The sequence below is a fragment of the Chryseobacterium sp. JK1 genome (assembly GCF_050632815.1).
In the GTDB taxonomy this organism is placed as follows: domain Bacteria; phylum Bacteroidota; class Bacteroidia; order Flavobacteriales; family Weeksellaceae; genus Chryseobacterium.
This window is the reverse complement of sequence record NZ_JBODRU010000001.1, coordinates 756,652-778,235: the sequence shown is the minus strand read 5'-3', so window position 1 is coordinate 778,235 and position 21,584 is coordinate 756,652. Positions and strand designations below refer to the sequence as shown.

The 21,584-nt window shown below is 37.3% G+C and carries 13 protein-coding genes and 3 tRNA genes; 3 read left to right on the top strand and 13 right to left on the bottom strand.

Annotated elements, in window-relative coordinates; translation table 11 throughout:
* Positions 1-3 precede the first annotated feature (3 nt).
* Positions 4-2,436: a TonB-dependent siderophore receptor gene (locus ACQ76T_RS03375; protein WP_431341934.1), complete on the top strand. Its 2,433-nt coding sequence runs from the start codon at positions 4-6 to the stop codon at positions 2,434-2,436.
* A 139-nt stretch (positions 2,437-2,575) separates the two neighbouring features.
* Here ACQ76T_RS03375 and ACQ76T_RS03370 read toward each other — a convergent pair whose 3' ends face one another.
* From ACQ76T_RS03370 to ACQ76T_RS03360, 3 genes are read right to left on the bottom strand one after another with little or no spacing between them, the layout of a single operon-like run.
* Complete coding sequence (locus ACQ76T_RS03370; protein WP_431341933.1) at positions 2,576-3,964, bottom strand: efflux transporter outer membrane subunit; 1,389 nt, start codon at positions 3,962-3,964, stop codon at positions 2,576-2,578.
* On the bottom strand, positions 3,961-7,134 hold the full coding sequence (locus tag ACQ76T_RS03365) for an efflux RND transporter permease subunit (RefSeq protein WP_431341932.1): 3,174 nt from the start codon (positions 7,132-7,134) through the stop codon (positions 3,961-3,963). The genes ACQ76T_RS03370 and ACQ76T_RS03365 overlap by 4 nt, the downstream gene beginning before the upstream one ends.
* A gap of 5 nt (positions 7,135-7,139) precedes the next feature.
* Positions 7,140-8,288: an efflux RND transporter periplasmic adaptor subunit gene (locus tag ACQ76T_RS03360; protein WP_431341931.1), complete on the bottom strand. Its 1,149-nt coding sequence runs from the start codon at positions 8,286-8,288 to the stop codon at positions 7,140-7,142.
* A gap of 272 nt (positions 8,289-8,560) precedes the next feature.
* Here ACQ76T_RS03360 and ACQ76T_RS03355 point away from each other — a divergent pair, with 272 nt between their 5' ends.
* The gene (locus ACQ76T_RS03355) at positions 8,561-9,316 is read left to right on the top strand and encodes a helix-turn-helix domain-containing protein (protein WP_431341930.1); all 756 of its coding nucleotides are present in this window, start codon (positions 8,561-8,563) and stop codon (positions 9,314-9,316) included.
* A 26-nt stretch (positions 9,317-9,342) separates the two neighbouring features.
* Positions 9,343-10,518 carry an FAD-dependent oxidoreductase gene (locus ACQ76T_RS03350; protein WP_431341929.1) on the top strand — a complete coding sequence of 392 codons (1,176 nt, stop codon included), beginning with the start codon at positions 9,343-9,345 and terminating at the stop codon, positions 10,516-10,518.
* A 775-nt stretch (positions 10,519-11,293) separates the two neighbouring features.
* Here ACQ76T_RS03350 and ACQ76T_RS03345 read toward each other — a convergent pair.
* The 10 genes from ACQ76T_RS03345 to ACQ76T_RS03300 all read right to left on the bottom strand — a co-directional run bounded on the left by ACQ76T_RS03345 (position 11,294) and on the right by ACQ76T_RS03300 (position 21,518).
* Entirely contained in the window at positions 11,294-12,715 is a 1,422-nt protein-coding gene (locus ACQ76T_RS03345) for a tetratricopeptide repeat protein (protein WP_431341928.1), read from the bottom strand.
* 254 nt (positions 12,716-12,969) lie between these two features.
* Complete coding sequence (locus tag ACQ76T_RS03340) at positions 12,970-14,358, bottom strand: hypothetical protein (protein ID WP_431341927.1); 1,389 nt, start codon at positions 14,356-14,358, stop codon at positions 12,970-12,972.
* A gap of 511 nt (positions 14,359-14,869) precedes the next feature.
* The gene (locus ACQ76T_RS03335) at positions 14,870-15,613 is read right to left on the bottom strand and encodes an SDR family oxidoreductase (protein WP_431341926.1); all 744 of its coding nucleotides are present in this window, start codon (positions 15,611-15,613) and stop codon (positions 14,870-14,872) included.
* Between the two features lie 132 nt (positions 15,614-15,745).
* Positions 15,746-16,318, bottom strand: coding sequence for a Crp/Fnr family transcriptional regulator (locus ACQ76T_RS03330; RefSeq protein ID WP_431341925.1), 573 nt, complete (start codon positions 16,316-16,318; stop codon positions 15,746-15,748).
* Positions 16,319-16,466: 148 nt separating this feature from the next.
* Positions 16,467-16,539, bottom strand: a tRNA-Lys gene (locus tag ACQ76T_RS03325).
* A 129-nt stretch (positions 16,540-16,668) separates the two neighbouring features.
* Positions 16,669-16,741 (bottom strand) — tRNA-Lys (locus ACQ76T_RS03320).
* A gap of 129 nt (positions 16,742-16,870) precedes the next feature.
* Positions 16,871-16,943 (bottom strand) — tRNA-Lys (locus ACQ76T_RS03315).
* Positions 16,944-17,541: 598 nt separating this feature from the next.
* Positions 17,542-19,134, bottom strand: a complete 1,593-nt coding sequence (locus ACQ76T_RS03310; RefSeq protein ID WP_431341924.1) for a beta-carotene 15,15'-monooxygenase — start codon at positions 19,132-19,134, stop codon at positions 17,542-17,544.
* On the bottom strand, positions 19,127-20,191 hold the full coding sequence (locus tag ACQ76T_RS03305; RefSeq protein WP_431341923.1) for an HlyD family secretion protein: 1,065 nt from the start codon (positions 20,189-20,191) through the stop codon (positions 19,127-19,129). Before ACQ76T_RS03305 ends, ACQ76T_RS03310 begins: the two co-directional genes overlap by 8 nt.
* A gap of 4 nt (positions 20,192-20,195) precedes the next feature.
* The gene (locus ACQ76T_RS03300) at positions 20,196-21,518 is read right to left on the bottom strand and encodes a TolC family protein (RefSeq protein ID WP_431341922.1); all 1,323 of its coding nucleotides are present in this window, start codon (positions 21,516-21,518) and stop codon (positions 20,196-20,198) included.
* Positions 21,519-21,584 lie beyond the last annotated feature (66 nt).

The window sequence follows — 21,584 nt, the reverse complement described above, 5'->3', positions numbered from 1 at the left end:
TACATGAACACAACTAAAAAAGCATTATGCATCAATGGTATAATGCTCCTCCTTCCGTTGGCCTTATCCGCACAAGAAACCCATTCTATTTTCGGAAAAGTTTTGGATCAGGAGGGGAAAATTATCTCCAATGCAACAGTTTCTCTCCAGCAGGGAAGCTCAACAATAACGAGTAAAGATGGAAAATTTCAGTTTGATACTCCTATTCCATATCCTGTTCAGCTTATGATTAACGCCAAAGGATATTCAGAATCAAATATTACCCTGGATTCTCTTTCTTATAATGATAAAAATGGAATAACCATCCGATTGGCAGAAAATCAGACTAATATTCAGGAAGTTCTGATCACAGCGCGCAGAAATAATTCTTATCTCACCAATAATTTAGAATTAGGAGGTAAATTTTCGGGAAATCTGAAGGACCTGCCTCAATCGGTTTCTATTGTAAGCAGTGAATTTATGGAAGATAAGCAGGCTTATACCACCCGTGAGGTTGCTCAGGATCTCGCCGGAGTAACAACGGCTTCATCCTATGATGACCTTATTATCCGTGGTTTTAAAAGTGGTTATGAGACCGGAATCCGTCTTGTAAATGGCTTGCGTTCAGGGTATAGCTACGGGAACAGTTATTACCGTTCCCCTTTAACTATCAATCTGGAAAGTGTTTCTGTTTTAAAAGGCCCCGGAGCTTCATTATTTGGAGATATTACACCTGGAGGAACCATCAATATGGTCACTAAAAAACCTTTGGATCAGCAAAAAGGATCTGTTAACTTCTCTGTTGGAAGTTTTCAGACAATCCGTACAAGCATTGATCTGACAGGCCCTTTAGATAAGGAAAAGAAAGTACTGTACCGTTTGAATGCCGGATATGAAGACACCAAAACCTTCAGAAATGTCAATCAGCAGAAAAACTTTATGATTGCTCCTTCACTTACTTTTAAGCCTTTTGAAGGAACGCAGGTAGATATCGATCTGGTATATGATCAATTTCATGGATATCTGGACCGTGGGATGGGTTTGAGAAACAATGATTTTTATGCCCTGCCCCGCTCTTTCACCCTAAGTCAGCCATCAGATTTCTATAATACCAAAACATTGTCGTTCAGTGCCAGACTCAGTCAGAAACTTACTCATAACCTGTCTTTGAATGCCAGTTACATGAAATCTATTTATCAGGAAGATGTGAACGAGCACCGTACTCTCAACAGTTACGCAGATGCTCCCAACAATACAATTATGAATATGCGTTTCTTCGACCGTCATGGAAAGGATTATACGGATAATTCGGTAGTTTACTTTAAGTGGGACCTTACCGGAAAAGCCATTGAAAACCATATCATCGCGGGAGTAGATTATGCACAGTATGAAGGAGACAGCAACAATCAGCAGCGTGAAGCCAGACAACAAAAGATCGACGGAAAGATTGTTCCGCTGACATTTGATCTTAATAATCCTACTTATACGATTCATGATCTAAGCAATTATGTATGGCTGCCACAAGGTAGTTACCCTTTCTTAAGTCCCTATAAAACAACCGGAATTTATGTTCAGGACCAGATATCTTTTGACAGGCTGAAACTAATTCTGGGACTTCGCCACGAACACTATTATTCTGAGACGATAAGCAGCGCTACCACCCGTTACAGTGGTACCCAAAACGCATGGTTACCCCGAATTGGATTAACGTATCAGATCAATGACAAGATCAATTATTTTGCAAGTTATTCACAAGGGTTTGCTCCTGTAGGGGCTAATTTCATCCAGAACTATCAGGATTATGGTGCCGACAAACCTTTCACGGCGGAGCATAGCTTCCAGATCGAAACAGGTCTTAAAACAGGATTCTTCAAAAATCAGCTTCAAATGGATCTTTCTCTTTTCCAGATTGAAAGAAAAAATATGCTGATTGCAACAGGGGAAATAAGTCCGACTGGGTTTCCTGTGTATAGACAATCTGGGAATGCGGTTTCAAAAGGTGTTGAACTTGACATCCGCGGACAGCTGACTAAAGAATTTCAGGTGATGGCAAATTATACCTATAACGATACAGAGGTAAAAGCTTCTTCTATTGCTTCTGAAGTAGGACAGGCTTTACCTGGGGCGCCTAAAAATATGGCGAGTATGTGGCTGAAGTATGTGTTTTCAGCGCACGCTTTAAAGGGACTTGGTTTTGGTGCCGGTGTCTATTATGTCGACACAAGACGCATGGATAACAGCATTGGAAAAGACAGTGCAGGAAATGCACTTTGGGGTGAATGGCCATCTTATACAACCGTTAATGCAGCCGTTTATTATCATATTGGAAAAATGAAAATGTCAGTAAACATCAATAATGTTTTTGACAAGTACTATTTCCTGGGTGGGTTTGATTATACCCGTGCCTTCCCCGGAGCTCCAAGGAATGTAATGGCTTCTGTAGGATATTCTTTTTAATTTATTTTTTTACTCTTGTTAAGACCTGGACCGTTTGATAACAGTCCGGGTTTTTTGTATTCTGAATTGTTCTAATAATTAATACCATGAAGATAAAATCTACATAATTCACCTCTTATTTAACTTCATAACAGAATATTTACTTCCAGCCTCCTCCTAAAGCCGCATACAGATTAACCATCGCCTGCAACTGTTGAAGTTTATCTGTAACAGCATTTTGTCTGGCACTGAGAAGACTTTGTTCTGAAGTTAAAACGTCTGTATAATTGGTTGCACTGGTATATTTTAAAAGTTCTTTGGTAAAGTATACGGCTTTTTCGAGATTGGCAATCTGCTCTTTACGGGAAGAAAATTTTTCCTCTACCATCTGATACTGGTACAAAGCATTAGATACTTCCTGCCCGGCAGTTAATAAAACTTTTCTGTAATTGTATTCTGAAACTTCATAATTAGCCTGTGCTACTTTCAATTTCTGTTTATTCAAGCCATTATTAAAAATGGGTTGTACAAGCCCTCCTACAATATTGGCAAAGAAAGCCCCAGCATTAAAAAAAGAATTAAGCTGCGTAGAATACAACCCCGCCTGCCCTGTTATCGTTAAAGCCGGATAAAATGCTGTTCTGGCGACGTTAATCTGTTCAAAATTACTTCTGAGCTGTAGCTCCGCTTCTTTCACATCAGGTCTGTTGGCCAGTAACTGAGCGGGCAACCCTACCGACAATTCACTATAAATTGTTTCGTTAAAAATCGCATCCCGCTTGATGGGTCCAGGGGTTCGGCCAAGAAGTAAAGACATTGTATTTTCTGCCTGCCTGATATTATTTTTAATATCGGGTACGGTAGATTTTACCGCGTAATAATTGGCTGCACTTTGTACCACAGCGGCTCCTGTTACAACATTGCTGTTCTTTAGCACCTTCATTGTTTCCGTATCTTTAGCATATACTTCCAGAGACTGTTGTACAATGTTCAATTGCTCATCATAAGCAAGCAATTGGTAGTAAGTTGCGGCAATATTAGCCACCAGCTGAGTCTGTACTGCCTGGCGATAAGCCTCACTTCCTAAGTACGCAGCATACAGAGAACGTTTGGTACTTTTAAGCTTTCCCCAAATATCTACCTGCCATGAAGACAGTGCATAAAGCTGATAAATCTGAGAGGCAGAAGCCTGTGAGCTGGCAGGATTGTAAGCTCCCGCAGAAGCATTTCCTGAAAGTGAAGGTAAAAAGGACTGTTTACTTTGTATAAAATTTGCTTCAGCGACCTTAAGGTTTGCCGCTGCAGTTTTTAAATCAAGATTATTGGCTATCCCTTCACTAATCAATTCCTGGAGTAACGGATCTTTAAAAATTTCCTTCCAGGAAAGTATAGCGATATTATTTGCAGAGTCAGCAGATATCTTTCCGTACAAATCATCAGGAACCGACTGACCGGCTGTATAAGGTTTGGTAACATCACAACTGAAAAGCACCCCCGACCATAGGAATACCTGTACAAAAAGGCTATATTGTTTTTTCCAACGTATCATATTTTTGTGGGAGGGTTATTTTTATGATCAACAATCAATTCATCATTCTCGTCATATTTATTGGTACCTGCTTTTTCCTGCAGTCCCTGAAAAATCACGTAAAGTCCCGGGATCACGAAGATCCCCAGTAAAGTACCAAACAGCATTCCCCCAATAGAACCTATTCCGATCGATTTATTTCCGTTGGCACCTACTCCTGTTGAAAACATTAAAGGCATCAATCCAAAAATAAAAGCAAGGGAAGTCATCAGAATAGGTCTTATTCTGATTTTAGCTCCCGCCAGAGCGCTATCCAGAAGGCTCATTCCTTCATGTCTTTTTTCCAGAGAGAATTCTACCATTAAAATCGCATTTTTGGCTAAAAGTCCGATCAGCATAACCATACAGATCTGCACATAAATATTGTTATCAATTCCAAATAACTTGGCAAAAACAAAAATACCGCTCAACCCTACCGGTAAGGAAAAAATAACGGCTAACGGGAGAATATAACTTTCATATAAAGCACTTAAAAGAAGATAAACAAAGCACAGGCTCAATAAGAATATAACGACAGCCTGAGAACCTGAACTCTGTTCTTCTTTACTGATTCCGCTGTACTCAAAGCTGTATCCCGGAGGAAGTGTCTGATCTGCCACTTCATTAATCGCCTGCATCGCCTGCCCTGTACTATAACTGGCATTAGGAGAACCACTCACCGAAATGGCATTATACATATTGAATCTCGAAACGGAAGACGGACCATAGACTTTCTTCATGGTAATATATTCCGAAATGGGGCTCATTGTACCGCTTTTGGTTCTTATCTTAATGTTATTCATCTGTTCAACCGTTCCCCGGTATGGGTTATCGGCCTGAAGAATAATCTGATACTGCTGTCCGAATTCTGTAAAGTTGCTGATGTATGAGCTTCCATAGTACACATTCATAAGATTTAAAATATCAGATGGTTGTACTCCATTATCTTCACATTTTGCCACATTCACATCCACTTCATATTGAGGAAAGTTAGGATTGAAAGCAGTTGCCGCGTACTGTATTTCACTTCTTTTATTAAGAGCTGCCAGAAAATTCTGTGCGACATTGTAGAAGTCACCAATGGTATGCCCTCCCCGGTCTTCAATCTGAAAAGTAAATCCTCCACTTGTCCCGAAACCGCTAATTGTAGGTTGCTGCATAAAGTTAATCGAAGCTCCCTGTATATGTTTTGTTTTTTCTGTTAGCTGCTGTATCACATCTTTATCAGTAACTCCAGGGCGCTGGCTCCAGGGTGTAAGTCTCAAAATAAGCATTCCATAAGAACTTCCGCTTCCTCCCAACTGGTTTTGCCCTAGTGTGGTCATAGAAGCCTGAATTTCCGGAATTGTATGGGCAATACCGTCGATCTGTTTGTTAACCGCCTGTACCCTTTCTTTGGTTGCTGCCGCCGGAAGAGTGACGTTTACAAATATAGTTCCCATATCTTCTGAAGGAACAAAACTGGAAGCAACACTTTTAATTGTTACATAAAAAAGGCCACTAAAGAGAAGTACCAATACAACCGTCAGCCATTTTCGCCTTATCAGAAATCCAACCGTTTCTGTATATTTATTAATCAGTTTTTCATAATTGGAATTAAAACCGGACTTTATTTTTTGTAATATTCCTGCTTTCTCAGCCTCCTTTTCAGGGTTGGGAGGGCGCAAGAACATGGCGGCCAAAGCAGGGCTCAGAGTAAGAGCATTTATAGCAGAAATCATGATGGCTACTGCCAAAGTGATCCCAAACTGCTTATAAAATACTCCGGCAGAACCTCCCAGAAAAGTTACGGGAAGAAATACAGACGCCATTACAAGGGTAATAGAAATAATAGCAGGGGCAATTTCACCCATGGCATCAATGGCTGCTTTACGTGGAGAGGTATAACCATGTTCCAGTTTACTGTGAACAGCTTCTACCACTACAACCGCATCATCTACCACAATACCAATTGCCAAAACTAAAGCAAATAAAGTAAGTAAATTGAGACTGTACCCAAATAAATACAGGAAAAAAAATGTACCAATAATAGATACCGGCACCGAAACGCCATGAATAATAGTAGAACGTACATCCTGTAAAAAGATAAGAATAACCAGAAATACCAACAGAAAACATTCTACAAGCGTATGCAGAACCTTTGAAATACTTTCACTGAGGAAGTTATTGATATTTACAAGCTCTATCATTTTAATTCCGGAAGGAAAACTTTTGGAAGCATCCGCCATCACTTTTTGAGCCCCTGTGATTACCTGTTGCGCATTAGAACCTGGCGTCTGGCTAATGGCTATAGCAACAGCCGGTTTACCGTTAATCGCTGTGGCACTGGTATACGTTTGAGTTCCCAGATCAATCCGGGCAATGTCTTTTAAATAAAGATACTGTCCGTTTCCGATCGATTTTATAATGACATTCTGAAACTGATCCAGAGAAACCAAAGTTCCAGAATAGGTAATGTCATACTGAAACGCCTGAGCGAGATTATCACCAATCTTTCCGGGTGCCGCATTAAAGTTTTGGGCATTTAAGGCAGAAGTTATATCGGCAGGAACCAGACCATAAGCTGCCATTTTATCAGGTTGCAGCCAAATACGCATGGCATATGTCATTGCACCTCCAAATATATTAGCACCTCCTACTCCTTTTGCTCGCTGCAGTTGAGGAACAAGATTAATGGCTGCATAATTCTGCAAAAATTTCTGATCATATTGAGTTTTTTCACTGAATAATCCTACGATCAGAACATTACTGCTCTGCTGCTTTCTTACCGTAACTCCGGCCTGGGTAACCGCTTGTGGCAGCTTAGAAAGAACGGTACTGATTCTATTCTGAACATCTACAGCCGCCTGGTTGGGATCTACGCCCACCGCAAAATAAACACTGATACTGGCTGAACCCGTGTTACTTGCTGAAGAAGTCATATATGTCATGCCTTCCACCCCATTAATCTGTTGTTCAAGAGGGAAAACTACACTGTTGATAAGTGTTGTAGTATTCGCTCCGGGATATGATGCAGATACCTGAATAGTGGGAGGAGCAATATCCGGATATTGAGCAACAGGTAAACCATTGATACCCAGCACACCCAATACCACAATAATTACTGAAATCACTGTACTCAGTACGGGTCTTCTTATAAATAGTTTCAGCATGACAATCAGTTGGATTTAGATTTCATAGTACGATAAACCTCAGCCGTATTGGCAGGCATGGGTTTAATAACCGTACTGTCACTAATATTAAGTCCATTCAGTACTACTTTGTCCCCGGCTTTGATTCCGCTTTTTACAACAACAAAATTGCCATCATCTGTAGGTGAAGTTGTAACGGCTTCACTCATTACACGGTTTCCGCTCATTACCTGGTATACAAATGATTTATCCTGCATCTGATATACAGCCGTCTGTGGAACCAATAAAGCATTATCCAAATTAACAGGTATCCTGATCGTAGCACTTGCTCCATTTTGAATTATCCCCAGCTTATTACTGAATATTACTTTAAATGTTGCAGTTCCTGTACTGCTGTCAATACCACCACTGGCGGTTTCTATTTTACCTTTCTCGGGATATATTGTACCATCTGCCATCACAAGGGTAATGGGGGGCATATTATTTAATTTCTCTGCGGTAGTACTGCCTTTCATCGTATTCAAAAAGGCCAGTAATTGTTTTTCGCTGAGAGAAAAATAAGCAAATATATTCGTCGTATTGGAGAGGGTTGTGAGCGGATCTGTAGTCGTACTGCTTACCAAAGCTCCAATTTTATAAGGAATAAGGCCAATGGTTCCACTTTGAGGACTCCTTATATAAGTATACCCCTGATTGGTCTGTGCGTTGGCAAGTGTGGTTTTTGCCTGTGCCAGTGCTGCTTCCTGAGACTGTAATGTATATTGGGCTGAGCTTAATTCATATTTACTGACAATTTCCTGCTGAACCAAGGGTCTTGCCTTTTCAACATTCATTCTGGCGGTATTTACATTCGCTTCAGCAATCTTTATAGCTGCTTTTGCACTGAGAATATCCTGTTCATACTGTGGATTTTTGATTCGAAATAATAATTGTCCTTTCGTTACAGCAGCTCCTTCAGGAACATAAATATCCTGAAGATATCCGGAAACCATAGGCTTAATTTCTACTACGTTCTGCCCCTGAACAGAGGCCGGAAAATCATTAAAAACCGTAACTTCTCTTGGTGCTAAAGTAAGCACCTGGTAACTTTGAATATCTGGAGTCTTCTCTGGCTTTTTTTTAGTACAGGAAAACAATATAACGAGTAATAGAGAGATATATCTGCCTTTTTTCATATAAATGTGATTGTATAAAATAAAAATATCAGGGAACTTACTATTTTATTTCATTCTTATAAAAATAAGACTTTCATTGATTATTTTTATAAAAAATTTACTTCTTTCATGAAAAAATAAAAAATTCATCACCAATGCTCTGTTTCTAAGAAGAGGAACTTTCACCCATGACTGCTCTTTCCTCATGATAAAAATTCTGTTTTCAGATAAGTTGCCGCAGTTGGTCTATTTTTGTAAATTACCTGTTGTAAGACCGTAAAATTCTGACAGTGATGCATAATGATTTTAACTTCAATTTTATAGAGCCGGATGAGGTTATTGCTGATTTTGTAGAAAATCTGGGAACATTTCACAATCTGTCTGATGAACCTAAGGAAGTTGTCATTATTCCCGATGGAAGGGTGGATCTTTTCTTTTCACAATCCCCTTCCGAGCCGTTCCACGCTACTCTGATCGGATTGGAGACTTATCCTGAGCAAAGATTTATTCCACCGCATACTCATGCTTTTATTATCAGTTTTAAACCTCTTGCTGTTGAATATATTTTAAGGACCTCTATTGCTGATCTTCTCAATACCGGAAAAGATCTTCCGAAAGGTTTCTGGGAATTTGAATTATCTGATATTCAAAATTTCGAAACATTCTGCGCGAAGGCTACCGGAAAAATAAAGGAGCAACTTCCTTCAGACCTGGACGAAAGAAAGCGCAGACTTTTTGAATTGATATACTCATCAAAAGGCGAACTGAGCGTAAAGGAACTGTCAGAGAATATTGGCTGGAGCAGCCGGCAAATTAACCGTTATTTTACCAAACATCTGGGGTTGTCTTTAAAGGCTTATTCAACAATATTACGATTCAGAGCTTCATTGGAGCATATTGCACAGGGGAAACTTTTTCCTGAGCTTAATTATACTGATCAGAATCACTTCATCAAGGAAGTGAAAAAATTTTCAGGAGTGGCACCGAAAGAATTATCAAAAAATCAAAACGACCGATTTATACTATTATCAGTGTTGAAGGGAAAGTAATTTTGTCCTGTAAATTTAAATTAAAAATGCTGATAAATAATAAATCAATAGCAATTGTTGGTGGAGGTCCAGCCGGACTTACCCTGGCGAGACTTTTACAATTGAAAAATGCAAGTGTAAAAGTATATGAAAGAGATGTCAATCAATTTGCCCGTGTACAGGGTTCACCGCTTGACATGCATGAGGATTCGGGATTAGCTGCCATCCGAAAAGCTGAACTTCTGGATGAATTTAAAAATACTTTTCGTCCCGGCGCAGATAAAACACTGATTATGAATGATCAGGCAGAAATCCTATACAGTGATCACGAAACAAAGCCTGAAGAAGATTTTGGTGCCGAACATTTCCGCCCTGAAATAGATCGTGGCCCTTTAAGAAATATGCTTCTGGGATCTCTGCATCCTGGAACGGTGGTTTGGGACAGTCATTTTATATCCATGGAACCTCAAGGTACAGGCTGGCTTCTCCATTTTAAAAACGGAACCTCCGCTTATGCAGATCTTGTGATTGCTTCGGATGGGGCCAATTCTAAGATTCGTCCTTATCTTACGAATAATAAACCCATCTATTCTGGGGTGGTTATGCTGGAAGGAAATGTTTCCAAAGAAAATTCGCCCCATATTGACGCATTGATCCAGGGAGGTAAAATAATGGCTTTCGGGAATACAAAAAATATATTGATAGGGCAAAAGGGGAATGGAGATCTTGGTTTTTATGCCAGTTTTAAAGCTTATGAAAACTGGCCCGCTGACAGTGGTCTGGATTTTTCTGATAAAGCGCAGCTTCTACAGTGGTTTAGGGAAAAGTATTCTGACTGGAGTGAGATTTGGACTGAACTGTTTGAAAATGCCACAACACCTTTTATCCCCCGTCTTATTTATTCTATGCCTTTGGATCAAACCTGGGAAACGATGCCGAATGTAACGCTGATCGGAGATGCTGCCCATGTGATGCCGCCATTTGCAGGAGAAGGAGCCAATATGGCCATGCTTGATGCTCTGGAACTGAGTGAATATTTAATGGATCCTCAATATACCACTTTGAAAGAAGCTATTGCTGCCTACGAAATAAAAATGCGTAAAAGAGCGGCTATTGCGACACAGGAATCACTTGAAAACGGAGAGCGTATGCACTCTGAAAAAGCTTTGGAAGCCATGCTGGAATTCTTCAACGGACATTCTGAGGAACAGGAAGAAAAATAAATGACATTAATCTCAAATTTCTGCTCTACAATAATATGCTCATCATAAAAGGCTGTTTCAAATTTGAAACAGCCTTTTTCCCTCTTAAAAAATGTCTCCCATTCAACGTGATTCCGGAAGAAATTGTGTTAGTTTCTGATTATATTTAGCACAACTTTTAAATGTTAATTTTCGTATACCTCCATAAATCTAGATTAAAATTTTAACAACATAAAAAAATCACCTACTACACTCATACAACACCTTCCTAATGCACTGTATATCAATAGCAAAAAAGACAACAGCACTTAATAGTGGAAATGATACCCCATAAAGTCAACAGATAAAATAGAGAATAAAAAAATAGGCGGTTTTAAGATTGGCTCAATCTCATTACAATTTGATGACGCAGTTACCTTAAAATGATTTATCCGGGTTGTGGATACTATCTGAAAAATCACTTACTTAACAATTGCTTTATATTTCTCTTTTTCGTTTTTTTCCAGATTTCCATCCTTCATAATTCGGATTAAATGTAACTCAGAATACATTCTATGTATAAAATTGATCTTTTCTTTTGAAAAAAGCAGAAAACCTCAACACAAACAATAATCAACTAAATATCAATACATTGAACTATTCAAATTCACATGTAGTACCCGTGTAGTAGTAGTATTTTTTCTACTTTGTGAAAAAATTTTCAAATTTGGGGACAAGACCACTAAGAAATGATGAGTGGTGAAAGGAGAATATTTCGAATACTGTCTGATGTGATGATCAGACAGTTTTTTTTTGATTAATTCAAATCATCAAAAAACTGATAAATATCTACTTCTGTAGGAATATTAAGTTTTTTTCTGATCCTGTACTTCTTCTGCTGAACAGTTCTGTGCTGAACCAAAGTATAACTGGCAATTTCTTTGGAAGTAAAATGAAGTTTCAGCATCGCACAAAAGGCGAGTTCTGAGCTTTCAAGATTTGGATTGATCATAAGAAGCAGATCTGTAAAATCGGGATACACTTCTTTGAAACGATTGAAAAACTGGGGATCATTGTTTTTTGCCATTTCCATAATCTCATCCTGAGTATTGTCATTGATCTGGTTTTTCAGGCTCTCCGCTTCTGTTCTCAACAGTGCTTTTCTTTTCTTTAATCTACTGATAATTCTCCATGAATATATTCCCAGCAACGAAAAACCTGTTAAGGAAAAAATAAGGGTCCATTGGATATTGTTTTTATGTTTTTCTGAATCTTCTTTTGTTTCTGAAATGAAAGATTCCATATCCTGATTGATGGTTGCCAATAAAGCTGTATTGGTCTTATTTTTAGCTTCGGTATAAGCGTTCAGATAGTAATATGCTTTTTCTTTATCTCCTAAATGATCGTATACAGTTCGGAGGTCGTTATAAATATATTTGCCATAATAAGCATAAATACGTTTTGTTTTCCCATTTATTTCCAATGCTTTGTGAAGAAATTCTTCTGCCTTTTCATACTGTTGATCAGCAATGTAATATTCTCCCATAATGGTATTGGTGTAGAGGTTAATACCATCTTCTTTACCTCTCGCATTCGCTTTTTGATAAGCACTGGTAATATATTGATAAGCAGAATCTTTGTTTTTGTGCATATAAATGTAATCGCTTATCGCACACTCTGCCAGCCCGGAATGATCCAGCTTTCTGGCTTTCTGGAAAAACTCCAGAGCTTTTTCCGGTTGCTTTTTCTGGATGAGATAAGTAGCCTGTCTGAGATAAATATTAAAAAGGATATTATCTTTAAGTGTGTGATTCTTTTCTTTTTCTATATAATCCAACGATTGTTTATTATACAGGAAGGCTTTGTCCAGTCTCTTGAGTTCCATATTAAAACGACCATAAACATTATAGAATATGGCCTGATGAATATTATTTTTTGAATGTCTCAGGATTTTTTCTGCATTTTCAAAAAATGTCTGGGCCTTCTGATAGTTTTCCAGTGAGATATTAACCTCAGCCAGATTGATATAACATAATGCCTTTCCATCTTCATAGCCAAGCTGCTCTGCTTTTTTGTAATACTTTTTATTGAGATTGACAAGAGAATCATAATCTCCGGAGAGCCTAAATTCTTCGTTGCTTTTCATTAAAGGAATATCAAAACTTTTCTCATAGTCCCTGGAATCCGGATTACATGAAATTAAAATAATTAATAAAACATAAAAAAATATACGTGTCATAATGCTTTCTCCATTTAGACTTAGTTTGTAAAAATTATGGTTTAAAATTAGTTTTCTTTAGTAGATGGTATTATGTTTTTTTAATTTTGGTAGACAATCATCAGCAATTCTCTCATTATAGCCTTTAAACTTTCTCATTAAATAACAAGAGAAACATTTTTTTTAACACAACTTTAGTGTGTTTCTTATATACAAAGTTTATAACTTAAGTAACTTAATCTTTTGTGACTTCTGTGGTTAAGTTTAAAACAGACTCACTGTTTCAAATGATCGAAAAACTCATAAATATCTTCTTCTCCTGGGATATTCAGTTTTTTTCTGATCCTGTATTTTTTTTGCTGTACAGATTTATGCTGCACAAAAGTATATTCTGCAATTTCTTTGGAGGAAAAATGCAGTTTCAGCATAGCACAAAATGCCAGTTCTGAGTTTTCAAGATCAGGATTGATTTTCAAAAGAGCACTGATGAAATCCGGGTCTAATTCTTTGAATTTCATTAAGAATGAAGAATCATTTTTCCTAGCCAATTCTGTCACTTCCTGCAACATTTTGTTCTGAACATGATCTTTTAGTTGTTCTGTTTCCTGTTTTAGGGTTGTTTTTTTATTTTTCTGCTTTTGTATTACTTTCTGAATGTAAATCCCTGATATCGTGATTGCCGCGGTAGATAAAGCAATATATAAAGGAAGTTCATTTTTATGCCAGTCTGAATCTTTTTTTATTTCGGAGATAAAATCTTCTGTGGCTTTATTCATACTGGCTACTCTTGCTGCATCCAGACGGTTTTCTTCTTCCATGTATTTTTTCAGGTAATAATAGGCTTTACCACCATCATTTTTTTTCCTGTAAAGTTCTGCCAAAGATTTATATACTCCATTGATATGGGAAGAATAGGTACGTCTAGTTTTGATATTGATTTCCAGAGCTTTTTTGAGAGCTATCTCAGCGTTTTCATTATCATTGATCTCACTGTAATAGTATCCCATTGTATAATATACCCAAAGGGATTCTACATCACTTGTTTTATGGGTCAGCATCAGTTCATCAGCTTTTAAAATATAAGGTTCCGCTGCTTTTGCCTGATGCGTAAATAAATAATACTGCCCCACCATACAGTTGGTATATGGTGAATTTTCAAGCTTGTTTCCCTTCATAAAAGATTGTAAGGAAGTTCCCCACCACCCTTTCCATGCAAAATAAATTCCTTTATTCACATACAGCCTTGGAAGAAGCTTTGTAGTCAGGCTTGATTTTTGGGCTTTGCTTAAGTACATAAATGCCTTGTTATTACAGTCTATAGCCTTATCATACTGCTTGAGGTGGGAGTAATACTGACTGTAATCATCATAAAATGTTGCCTGATGGTAGGTATTCTCAGAATCCAGAAGGTCTTTTGCGGCTTTGTTAAAGAAAAACAGTGCTTTTTCATAGTTTCCGGCTGATACATTCACTCCTGCGATATTGAGGTAACAAAGCCCTTTTCCCTCTTTGTATTTTATTTTGGCAGCCTTCTTCAAATATTCTACATTAAGTTTGATAAGTGCCTCATATTGCCCGGAAAGCTGCAATTCAGAACTTTTCTTACTTAGTGAAACATCAAAATCTTCTCTCTGTTTATTTTTAGAATCTTGCCTACAGGACATTGTAAACAATAGTAAACCTATACAAAATATACAGATCAACCTCTTTATGAAAATTGAATATGTTTCAGTGTTTTTAATAATCATTATATTTTATTCATCATCGCGGTACAGGTATTTTTTCACATTCCTACCTATACATCATTAAAAAAACAAACTGTAAAAAGTGAGCTTCAAAAGTGCTGTTTTTTTACAATCTATGATATAAATATACATAATTTATTAAGTCCGATGAAATATCTTTTTTGTTAAAAAAACTTTCTTTTTACTCTTAAAATCTATATTTATCCCGCTCTAAAGGCTATTTTCCTCTAAAGAAAAGCTTTTTACTTTTACTGTTTTTTGAATTTTTAATGTATATTTTCCCTTTTCAATAAGACGACATTCCCGTAGAATTGTTACATTTTTTATTCAAAAAAAATCTAAAAGAATATTCTTCATACTTGTCTAGTTTTTCACCAATAAAAAACCGTGAGATCTTTCACGGTTTTTGTTTCATTATGATGATTTTAACTTAAACTAATACTGATCCTCCATCGATAAGGAGAGATTGTCCAGTTGTATGGGGCTGTTTCATAAGATAAATAAAAGCTTGGGCAATATCTTCAGCCTCTCCAACTCTTTTTAATAATGATGCGTCCTCCATATATTTGTAGAATCCATTACGTTCTTCCTCGCTTAAACCATCCCATAAATTGGTTTTGATGACTCCGGCTGCAATATTATTTACTCTTATGGGAGCCAATTCAACGGCCATTGCTCTTGTAAAAGCATCCATAGCACCACAGATACTGGCACCAAGACTATAACCTTTGCTGGGACGATGTCCAAAACTACCACTCATGAGTGTTATGGATCCTCCTTCGTTTAGGTTTGCTTTTCCGTATTTAATGGCTGAAAGAACACCCCAAAAACGTATATTGAAGAAGTTTTTAGCCTTTTCCATATCCATCTCCTCTATCATATCCATACTGATGTTTTCACCTGCCGTATATATCAGGTGATCGAAGTTTCCCACCTGCTCAAAAAATGTTTTAATATTTTCTTCTTTACTTAAATCGACAGAAAAACCACTACTTTCAGCGGGTAATAATTCTAATGCTGCAGATATTCTTTGTGGGTTACTGGATACTATAATAACCTTTGCACCTTCCCTTGCTGCTGCCTTGGCTGTTGCTAATCCAATCCCTGAGCTTCCTCCTAAAACGACAATTTTTTTATGGTTTAATACGCCACTTGTTTTTAGTTCATTTTCCATGATATATTCTGTTAAAAATTACTCTACAAAATTACCTGGTCCTGAAAAAATTATATTTACCATTTGGTAAAAACGAACTTTCAACAACTCATCATTCGAAAAAATAAATAACCCGCTGCTAAGTAACTGTAATTAATGAATATTCTTACGAATTCTGCTTAATGATTGCTGGGTAATCCCAAGATAAGAAGCAATACTATTCAGAGAAACAAGTTTAGCTACCTCTGACTGCTGTTGAAGAAATAGTTGATATCGCTCAGTTGAATCAAGGCCCAGATAACTGTTTCTTAATTCTACTTTGTCCAATACTGCCTGTTGTATAATCTGATCAATAAGCTTTGCTATAGGAGGTAAATTTTTATGCAGAAGCAACAGTTTTTCCCGGCTTATGACTACTACTTCAAGATCACATGCTGCCTGAATGCCCTCAATGGCCTCTGTCTGATTGGTAAAACTTTTTAAAATTGTGCAAAACTGATTCTCTTTGAAGAAGAAATTAGTGACTATATTGCCTTTCTCTTTTAAAACCGTAATTCTGGATACTCCTTTACAAACAAAAAAAAGCTCTCTACAAATATGGTTGGGATACAAAAGATAGTCACCTTCTTTATATACTCTTCTTTCAAATACCTCTTCTATACACAGCTTATCTTTATCATCAATAGGCATGAAAGATTCTAAGTAATTGATTAATTCATTGGACATAGTAGTGCAGCGTATTTGAGTATGACAATGTATAAAAAATATTTGTAAAGAAAACAATAAATGAGTGCAGTTTGAACATTCTATTCAAAACCAAGGGCTGTTAATCATACGATTAACAGCCCTTGGTGTATTTTGATTTTAAATCTTGTGACCCGGCTGGGATTCGAACCCAGGACCCATACATTAAAAGTGTATTGCTCTACCAGCTGAGCTACCGAGTCGGCCACGTTTTTAATTAAAATGAATACTTAAAGTACCTCATTTCAATTACGATTTTCTTTACAGTTCCTGCGAATAAAAAATTATTTAGCAGGTAATAAAATCACAAATCAAATGATTTTTACTGTTTGTGACCCGGCTGGGATTCGAACCCAGGACCCATACATTAAAAGTGTATTGCTCTACCAGCTGAGCTACCGAGTCGGCCACGTTTTCAATTAAAACGAATACTTAAAGTACCTCATTTCAATTACGATTTTCTTTACAGTTCCTGCGAATAAAAAATTATTTAGCAGGTAATAAAATCACAAATCAAATGATTTTTACTGTTTGTGACCCGGCTGGGATTCGAACCCAGGACCCATACATTAAAAGTGTATTGCTCTACCAGCTGAGCTACCGAGTCGGTCACTTACTTTTTCAAGTAAAACCCTTTGTTTAAGGGACTGCAAAGATAGAAATTTCCTTTTTAAATCCAAGCTTTTCTGAAGGTTTTTATTGAATTTTCTTTGCCATTATCAGCAAACATCTGTTTATAAATAAATTACGTTATCATATTTTTTCATAAAAAATTCCGGTAACATCTTTTCCCGATTAAAAAGGGAAAACAGATTCTGGTATTCATCAATACTTTTTAAATGCAGTCGGCTCATTTAATTTTTTATTTCTTTTAAACATCTATCTTTTGGCTTCCGGGAAAGAATTTACTTTATTGAAAAGTATGAGGCATATAATAGTTGTACCTGTGGTAAAATTAAAAGGACAATATTTTTCACTTTTATATCTTTTTCTGCATTTTCTATATTGACTTGTATGATGCAAATGTACAGAGAGTGACGACTGGCTGCAATGAAAAAAAAATACAGTTTCGGCCAAATTTATCATCGTTTTAAAAACAAAAAGAGACTGCCTTTATAAAAAGACAGCCTCTCACCACTCAACTATAAAAACAAGCTTCAAACAGCTATACTCTTTTCATTTTAGTAGAATCTAAACCTCTCATTTTATGCAGGTGATAGCCTGCGGGATTTTAAATAAAGAGCCGTACGGTTCAGATAGGGGAAAAGAAAAATCAACAATAGAAAACCAGCCAGCAGCCACACCATTATTTCATAATAATCCATCGCAAAGCGAACATGATCCTGAACATTCATTCTTCCCACCAATAATTTATGGGCTGCTTTTGCCGCTCTATCTTCAGGCATTCCTCTGGCAATCAGTTTAGAGCCCTGACGATGAAGAAAGTTTTTAACATCCGGGTCAACAGCGGTCAGATGATCCTGAAAGGCATTATAATGACGACTTTTCTCGAAAAGTTCAAAGAAATTGATTAATGCAATGCTGATACAAAATCCAAAATATCTGATAGCCAAAGCTGTCGCAGCGGCCGAAGGGCCAATAGAAGCGGGAACTGAGGAAATGATATAAATAACAGTAGGAACCATAATAAGCCCAACTCCCAATCCCTGAATGAATAAAGGAATGTAATAGTTATACTCATCTGCTTGAATATCAAAAGAATAATACATCAATACATGAAACAGCAACAGCATCAGAAAACCAGGTCCCCAGATATACTGAATTCTCTTCTTCTGCAACACCATACAACAGGCGATAATTACACCTGCAACAAGCCCTGAAAGATTAAAAATATTGATGTATGAGATATGAAAAGGATCTAAATGCAGTTCTGCAGCAAAATAATTGTTGGTAATTCCGGAAGCAAAACGGCAGATATACATCACAAAAAGAACCAGTAAACCTACTTTAAAATTCCTGTATCTGAATATCCTCAAATCAATATAAGGTCTTTTAATTGTGTGTTGGCGAACAACAGAGATCCACCCCACTACTACAATTCCAATAACGCTTCCTGCAATTCGGTTGTCTTCCAGCCAATAATATTCCTGTCCGAAAATGGTGATATAACCAACCAACACAAGCAGAATACTGAAAAGTACAAAACTCTGCCAATCCAGTTTATAGAGTGGAAATCTTGCGTGACTTCTATAGTTGCTCATCGCAAGAGTCAGAAAAACAAGTCCCGGCAGATAAGAAAAAATTGCTGTTTTATAAACGATATTAAAATTATAAGAATCAATAAGATTTGCGGTAATCAGGTTATTGAACGGCATAGCACAAAGCAGAATTCCAAAAAATACAGAGAAGCTTATTTCACGGCCTCTTTCACTGCTCAGTCTGGTAAATATCTGTGTAAGAGAAAGATTAACATTCCCAGCAAACAGCATCCCCTGCAGAAAACGTATGGGAAAGAGAATATAAATCTCTCGGGTACAATAACATATGAGGCACGCCAGAATCTGCAAAGTGGTGAATAAAAGAAAATACTCTTTTGCCGCGAGAAAACTGAAAAACCGTCTTTCAAGACTGTAAAAACCAACGTATCCGGCATAGAACAGAGCTACGGAAAACTGAATATCCGCAGGTTCACATCCATAATATCCTGCTGCTGCATTGATATTGGATAAAGGCAGAAAAAAGATAATGATCCCCGGTAACGTCATGGAAAAAAGAATGATTTTTACCAACCATTCAGGAGCCCATCTTTTGAAAAAGGGCATTTTTCTTTTAACCATTGGAATGTTTTTTATTGGCATATACATTCACATTCATTCCTACTTTAAGAACGTTGATTTCGTTTCTTTTTCCATCTACCCTTATTCTCACAGGGATACGCTGTACAATCTTCACATAGTTTCCGGTAGAATTATCAGGCGGAAGCAATGAAAAACTGGATCCTGTTGCCGGTGAAAGCGAAATAATGGTTCCCTGAAATTCCTGATCCGGATAAGAATCGGCCACAATTTTCACATGATCACCAATATGCATATCTTTAATCTGAGTTTCTTTATAATTGGCCACTACCCATTTGTCTGTTTCATTATTAACGATAAATGCGAGCGTTTCCCCGGCATCAATCATCTGCCCAGCTTCTACGGTTCTTCTTCCCATTCTTCCATCATATGGAGCTGTAACAGCAGTGTAGCTTACATCAAGTGTATGGCGGTCCAATAAAGCTTTGAGCCTTGCAATTTCTGCCTGCACAACTGTTCTTTCTGCCTGAATATCTTTGATTTTGGAAACGGAAGCAGCATAATTGTCCTGTGATGATCTGTAATCACTTTCATTCACATCCAGGGCAGCTTTTGCATCTTCCAGTCTTTGCTTGGTCGCGGATTCTTCGTTGTAAAGTTTCTCATATCTTTTATAATCGAGCTCCTGTTTCCAGACTTTTGCTTTGCTGGCTTCCACCTGAGCCTGTGCTGCGGCAGCTTCTTTGGATGTAGTTCCGGTATTACTTTCCAGAACTTTCAATTCTGCATACGCTTTCTGAAGAGCGGCCTGGGTTTGTTTTTGCTGAAGAACATACTCTCGGTTATCAATCACTAAAAGAGTGTCCCCTTTTTTTACTTCCTGATTTTCTTCAAATTTCACTTCTACAATGAATCCGCCTGCTCTTGAAATAATCGGGTTAACGTATTCCTGAACCTGAGCATCATTGGTCTGCTCATATCGATAATAATTTTTAAGGGTAAAACCGCCCCACACCATAAGTGCTGCAACGATTAAAACTGAAATCCATCCTGTAATTTTTGTAATCAGTCGGTCTGTGGGAGTATATTTTTTTTTCATTGTATTATAAAGTGCCTGTAATATTTTGTAGTAAATAATAATTGTTTTGTGCCATAATTTTCGCTGCTTCCAATTCAAATTTGGTTTGTAAAAGCTGTATATCTGCATCCAGCAGATCTGTAATAAGGGAAGTCTGACTGAAATAGGTATTTTTCATGATCCTTGCGTTTTCTTTGGCCTGGACGACATTGGTTTCTGCCACCTTTATCTGTTCAAGAGCCTCCTGATACCGCAGATACGCTTCTTTTACCTGCTGTCTTATTTTGTCTTCAGTGTCTTTATGTACTTCTTCTTCTTTTTCAAATTCCAAAGCAGCCGCTTTTACTTTCTGAGTATTGTGATAGAGTGACGATATGGAAAATGATGCTTTCAAACCTACAATTCCTAAGGAATACCAATACGGATTGTAAGGATATAGGAAAATCTGAGGATTTGCATAATAAAATTCTCCGTATAGGCCTATTTTAGGACTTACATTCGCTTTCACCTGTTTCAGTTTCAGTTTACTCAATTCTGTCTGCTGTTCTGAAACATGGTAGTTAAAAGAGTGATCCAGTGCCTGTTTCAGGTATTCGTTGTACGTCATTTTTTCATCCCATTCGCTAAAGGGAGCCTCAGGAATAACAATCTGTTCATCAGGAATTCCAAGGATAATATTCAGTTTCTGTGTAGCAATAAGAATATCATTTTCAATGGTAACCAACGCCATTTTTCTTTTGGAAAGTTCGAGATCTACTCTTAAAACATCACTTTTCAGGACTACTCCATTTTTATAAAGTGTCTGAATTTCTTTCAACTGAACTTTCTGATCTGCAATATCTTTTTTAATAAGATCTCTGAAAATTAATGTTTTCTGAAGATCGAGGTATAATGATGCTGTTTTATAGTGAATATCAGAAACAGCCTGCTCTTTTTGAATAGTCTTGATTTTCTGAAGGGTCTGATTTTCTCTGATTTTAAGGTTGAGTTTGTTTCCTTCATAAATATTCAGATAAAAATCGGCTCCGGCTCTATACAGAGTATGGATCACTTCGTGTTGTGTAGGTTTTGAAAAAATTCCGTTTTCATAGATAGGAATGTTGGAAGCTTTTTCAATGGATCCTTTAACCCCAATTTCCGGAAGTCGTTCTCTTTTGGCATCTTTTACCTCAGCTTCAGCGATGTCTGTACTTAGGGTATTGATTTTAATATGACGGCTGTTTTCTTCAGCTCTATGCCATGCATCTTTTAGGGATAGACGGATGGTATCAATTCTGGAGCTGCCTGCCTGGGCTGAAATAGTGTAGAATGTTCCCAGCATCAGCAGTCCGGTGAGATAAATTTTCATCTGAATTTTTCGAATTATTGCACTGCAAATTTATTGGCAATCCAGAGATTATTTTTATCTAAAATA

Excerpts from the sequence above, each read along its gene's own strand:
- ACQ76T_RS03375 (WP_431341934.1), top strand. The coding sequence starts at position 4 with ATGAACACAACTAAAAAAGCATTATGCATCAATGGTATAATGCTCCTC.
- ACQ76T_RS03370 (WP_431341933.1), bottom strand. The coding sequence starts at position 3,964 with ATGATACGTTGGAAAAAACAATATAGCCTTTTTGTACAGGTATTCCTA.
- ACQ76T_RS03365 (WP_431341932.1), bottom strand. The coding sequence starts at position 7,134 with ATGCTGAAACTATTTATAAGAAGACCCGTACTGAGTACAGTGATTTCA.
- ACQ76T_RS03360 (WP_431341931.1), bottom strand. The coding sequence starts at position 8,288 with ATGAAAAAAGGCAGATATATCTCTCTATTACTCGTTATATTGTTTTCC.
- ACQ76T_RS03355 (WP_431341930.1), top strand. The coding sequence starts at position 8,561 with ATGCATAATGATTTTAACTTCAATTTTATAGAGCCGGATGAGGTTATT.
- ACQ76T_RS03350 (WP_431341929.1), top strand. The coding sequence starts at position 9,343 with ATGCTGATAAATAATAAATCAATAGCAATTGTTGGTGGAGGTCCAGCC.
- ACQ76T_RS03345 (WP_431341928.1), bottom strand. The coding sequence starts at position 12,715 with ATGACACGTATATTTTTTTATGTTTTATTAATTATTTTAATTTCATGT.
- ACQ76T_RS03340 (WP_431341927.1), bottom strand. The coding sequence starts at position 14,358 with ATGTCCTGTAGGCAAGATTCTAAAAATAAACAGAGAGAAGATTTTGAT.
- ACQ76T_RS03335 (WP_431341926.1), bottom strand. The coding sequence starts at position 15,613 with ATGGAAAATGAACTAAAAACAAGTGGCGTATTAAACCATAAAAAAATT.
- ACQ76T_RS03330 (WP_431341925.1), bottom strand. The coding sequence starts at position 16,318 with ATGTCCAATGAATTAATCAATTACTTAGAATCTTTCATGCCTATTGAT.
- ACQ76T_RS03310 (WP_431341924.1), bottom strand. The coding sequence starts at position 19,134 with ATGGTTAAAAGAAAAATGCCCTTTTTCAAAAGATGGGCTCCTGAATGG.
- ACQ76T_RS03305 (WP_431341923.1), bottom strand. The coding sequence starts at position 20,191 with ATGAAAAAAAAATATACTCCCACAGACCGACTGATTACAAAAATTACA.
- ACQ76T_RS03300 (WP_431341922.1), bottom strand. The coding sequence starts at position 21,518 with ATGAAAATTTATCTCACCGGACTGCTGATGCTGGGAACATTCTACACT.